Annotated in this window: 3 protein-coding genes; 1 reads left to right on the top strand and 2 read right to left on the bottom strand. The window is 74.4% G+C overall.

What is annotated here, in order from left to right; translation table 11 throughout:
* Window positions 1–124: 124 nt before the first annotated feature.
* Together ACYVE9_RS20635 and ACYVE9_RS20630 are read right to left on the bottom strand one after the other, a co-directional pair.
* A complete protein-coding gene (locus tag ACYVE9_RS20635) occupies window positions 125–628 on the bottom strand; it encodes a DUF2771 domain-containing protein (protein ID WP_461029375.1) in 504 nt (167 codons plus the stop codon).
* 26 nt (window positions 629–654) lie between these two features.
* A complete protein-coding gene (locus tag ACYVE9_RS20630; RefSeq protein ID WP_461029374.1) occupies window positions 655–2004 on the bottom strand; it encodes an MFS transporter in 1350 nt (449 codons plus the stop codon).
* A 298-nt stretch (window positions 2005–2302) separates the two neighbouring features.
* On the opposite strand from ACYVE9_RS20630, the gene ACYVE9_RS20625 reads away from it, so the two are divergent.
* Window positions 2303–3128: DUF3027 domain-containing protein (locus ACYVE9_RS20625; protein ID WP_461029373.1), on the top strand; the 826-nt coding region annotated here is incomplete at its 3' end.

The raw sequence follows: 3128 nt of genomic DNA, 5'->3' as shown, positions 1-3128 counted from the left end.
AGCACCGTCAGGGTCTCCGACAACGGCGGAGCGGCCGGGCCCGTGGCCGCGGCGGCACCCCGCAGCACCGCGTCCCGCTCGGGCGGGACCGCCGTGACGACCAGGGTGCGCACCGCAGCGGGGCCTAGCTGCCGCTCTTCAGCTTGATGTTCCAGACGCCCTTGTAGTTCTTGCCGTCGAACTCGGCGATGCTCACGTTCACCGACGACGCCTTCTCACCCGGGCCGCCCATCGGGCTCTGCTGCTGGAAGAACGCGTCGCTCTGGAAGCTGCGGTAGGTGCCCGTGATGGGCTCGCTGATCGCCTGCTGGCCGTTGAGGAACAGCACCCAGCCGGTCTCGGCGATCTCCGGCTCGACACCGAGGCGCAGCATGTCGCCCTCGCCGACCGTCAGGGTCTCCGTCGGCTTCCGCTCGGCGCAGGACGTCGCCCGCTGCTCGCTGATGTTCTTGCCGTCGTCGTAGCAGGCCGCCTCGGTCGACACCGACGTCGAACCCGCCACCGCGGTGACCCGCGGCGTCGGCTTCTCGCAGGCGGACAGGGCGATGAGCCCGAGTGAGACGGCGCCCGCGGCGATGGCGGTGCGGGCGGCGCGGCGGCCCCGGCCTCCGGAGAGCATGCTGGTCATGCACGCAGGCTATCGCTCCGCGTCCGTCAGGCGACGCGGGGGTGCGGCGTGCCGCGCCGGGCGGACACCAGGAGACCCCGCACGGTGGTGATCGCGCCGGTCAGCAGGATGCCCGCGCCGACCGCCATGCCCAGCGTGCCGAGCAGCGGCAGGCTGATGCCGACGGCGCCGCCGACCACCCACGACATCTGCATCACGGTCTCCGAGCGCGCGAACGCCGAGGTGCGCACGTCCTCGGGCACGTCGCGCTGGATCAGCGCGTCCAGCGACAGTTTCGCCAGCGCCTGGCAGATGCCGGCCACCGCGGCGACCGCCGTCACGGTCACCACGCTGTACGACACGGCCGCGGCGACGGCGGCGGTCAGCGCCAGCCCCAGCACGACGGCGATGATCAGCTCCGGTCCGCGGGCCTTCAGCCAGGCACCCGTGGCCGTGCCCAGGGCGTTGCCCGCGCCGGCCGCGATCACCACCATGCCCAGCGAGTAGGCGGCACTCATGCCCGCGAAGGGATGCTCGCGCAGCATGAAGGCGAGAAAGAACGTCAGGAAGCCGGACAGGGCCCGGATGGAGGAGTTCGCCAGCAGCGCGTTCAGCACGGACGAGCCGACCGTGCGCAGGCCGGGCCGCCGCACCCGGCGGTCGTGCCCGGGGGCGTGCCGCGCCACCCAGGGCTCCGGCTCGCCCGCTCGGGCCGCCAGCCGCGCCTTGCGCTCGCCCTTCGCCGAGTCGACGTCGTGGGACAGGCTGAACGACAGGAAGGTGCCGATGACGAAGACGACGAACGCGCCGTACAGCGGCCACTCCGGCCCGAGTTGATGCAGCCCGGCAGCGAGGGGCGCGGCGGCGCCGGTGGCCAGCAGACCGGCGAGCGTCACCCGGGAGTTCGCCTTCACCAGGGAGATGCGCTGCGGCAGCAGTCGCGGCACCACCGCGGACCGCACGATGTTGTACGCCTTGGAGGCCACCAGCACACCGAGCGCCGCCGGGTACAGCTCCAGCCCGCCGCCGGCCACCGCCCCGGACAGGGCGAGCGCCAGCAGGGCCCGGGCCAGCATCGCCCCGGCCATCGCCGCCCGCCGCCCGTGCGGGATCCGGTCGAGCAGCGGGCCGATGATCGGCGCCAGCAGCGCGAACGGCGCCAGCGTCACCGCCAGGTACAGGGCCACGCGCCCACGCGCCTCATCGGTCGGTACCGCGAAGAAGACGGTGGAGGCCAGCGCCACGGTGATCATCATGTCGCCCGCGGAGTTGACCGCGTGCAGTTCGATCAGCCGTCCCAGCCCCGTCTCCCCGGCGCCCTGGGCGTGCGTCGCACGACGGATGCGGCGGGCCAGCGCGGTGGGCGGACGCCGCACGGCATGGCCCACCCCCCGCATGACGTTCCGCCTTCGGCCGGGTTCCCGTTCCGTCAACCTGGTAGCACCCACCTGGTTCAGTCTGCCCCAGCGAACCGCGGTTACCCGGAAGCCCCACCGGACCGGCCCGGACGCAGCGGACCGATGGTGGGGTAGCGTGGGAGCGCAGTGCGCCCCGTACGGTCCATTACGCCGTGGATGCGGACGTCGCAGCGGCCCGTCGGTCCGCTCCGTCCCCGGTCCCCTCGGCAGGCCGGGCCCCGCGGCGGTGCACCCCCGCGACACGGCGTAGGAGAAAACGATTCTTGTGAGTGCTGCGATGCGAAGCCGTACCCCTGACCGGCTGTGCGCCGAGGCAGTCGAGCTGGCTCGGGAGGCGGCGGTCGAGGCCGCCCACCCGCGCCCGGTCGGCGAGCACCTGGGCACGGTCGCCGACGGCGACCGGGTCGTGACCCACCTCTTCGAGTGCCGGGAGCCCGGCTACCGGGGCTGGCACTGGGCGGTCACCGTGGCCCGGGCCTCCCGCGCCAAGCTGGTCACCGTGGACGAGACGGTGCTGCTGCCCGGCTCCGACGCGCTGCTCGCCCCGCAGTGGCTGCCGTGGAGCGAGCGGCTGCGGCCCGGCGACATGGGCCCGGGTGACCTGCTGCCCGCCGACGCCGACGACCTGCGGCTGGAGCCCGGGTTCTCCGGCGCGGACACGCCGCCGCCCAACTCGCCGCTCGCCGACGAGGAGCCGCCACTGCCCCGGCCGGCCCGGCTGGGCGCGGTCGCCGAGGAACTGGGCATGGGCCGGCCCCGCGTCCTGTCCCGCTTCGGGCTGCACAACGCCGCCGACCGCTGGGAGGACGAGTACGGGCCGAACGCGCCGATGGCCCAGTCCGCCCCCGCCTCCTGCATGAGCTGCGGCTTCCTGGTCCCGCTGACCGGTTCGCTGCGGCAGGCATTCGGCGTGTGCGCCAACGAGTACTCCCCGGCCGACGGGCGGGTGGTCTCCCTCGCCTACGGCTGCGGCGCGCACTCCGAGGCCGCCGTCATGCCCAAGCCGGTCCGCCCGCCGGAGCCGGTCATCGACGAGAACCGGGTCGACGCCCTCACCCTGCACGACCCGCCCGCCACCCGGCACGACCCGCCCGCCACCCGGC

This window comes from Streptomyces sparsus, from assembly GCF_054776295.1.
This window is presented reverse-complemented; position numbering and strand designations above follow the sequence as displayed.

What these genes read in the sequence shown, in the direction of transcription:
- ACYVE9_RS20635 (WP_461029375.1), bottom strand. Translation starts at nt 628, where the DNA reads ATGACCAGCATGCTCTCCGGAGGCCGGGGCCGCCGCGCCGCCCGCACC.
- ACYVE9_RS20630 (WP_461029374.1), bottom strand. Translation starts at nt 2,004, where the DNA reads ATGCGGGGGGTGGGCCATGCCGTGCGGCGTCCGCCCACCGCGCTGGCC.